Source organism: Pseudomonas sp. MF08831, assembly GCF_059862645.1.
Map to the genome: position 1 here is coordinate 1 of NZ_JCBCUX010000043.1, position 762 is coordinate 762.

At 59.6% G+C, this 762-nt stretch carries 1 pseudogene; it reads right to left on the reverse strand.

The annotated features are described in order from the left end of the window. Positions 1–762 (reverse strand): annotated as a pseudogene (locus tag AC19YS_RS32025) (TipJ family phage tail tip protein); the annotation flags it as partial.

The following is a 762-nucleotide window of genomic DNA, read 5'->3' on the forward strand; positions in this document are numbered from 1 at the left end:
GTCGCGGCTTCGTACTGCAACCGCACGGTCCAATTTGCCGTGACCTTGCCGTCGACGGTTTGAATCGCCGTGGCGTTGGTCTGGATAGCCAGTGTGTTTCCGCCAACCGTGGACTGAACTGTATCAATGCGCTGGCCGAGTGCCTTGTCGGCATTGGTCCTGGCTGTGATCTCGCTCTGAACTGCTGCCGCATTGGTAGAGGTTTGAGCAGTTACGGTATCAATCCGAGTAGACAGCGCGCCGTCAGCATCGATACGGGCTCTTTGCTCGGAAGCGACCGATGCTGCGTTTTCTGCTGTCTTGACCTCAACAACGTCCGTGCGCTGCCCCTGGACAATGTCACCCTCGATGAGGGCCGACTGAGTAGACCACACGCCCACATAGGCCGCCTCCGCCCCCATCAGTGCACTGTCATCGCCCTGGAGCGGCGGATTCACCTGAAGGTAAATACCTTCGACACGCTCTGCCGTCGTAGTCACCTTTCCATTGAGCGTGGTCACCGCGGCCTTGAGCGTGCTCAAACCGCTGGCCGTGGCGTTCACGCCGGTGACCGGGTCGTTAACCGTGGCTTTCACGGCATTGAGCTGGGACGCCTGGGCGGTGATGTCCTTGCCCTGCTGCACGATTATCGCCGAGTTCTGTTGGACCTGAGTTGCCAGTGCGTCAACCGTCTGCGCCACGGTTCCAATATCGATCCAGTAGGTGGCATTGGGCGGTGGGTTTCCAGCTGGTACCGCGCCTTTGGCCTGATACAAGTGCTGA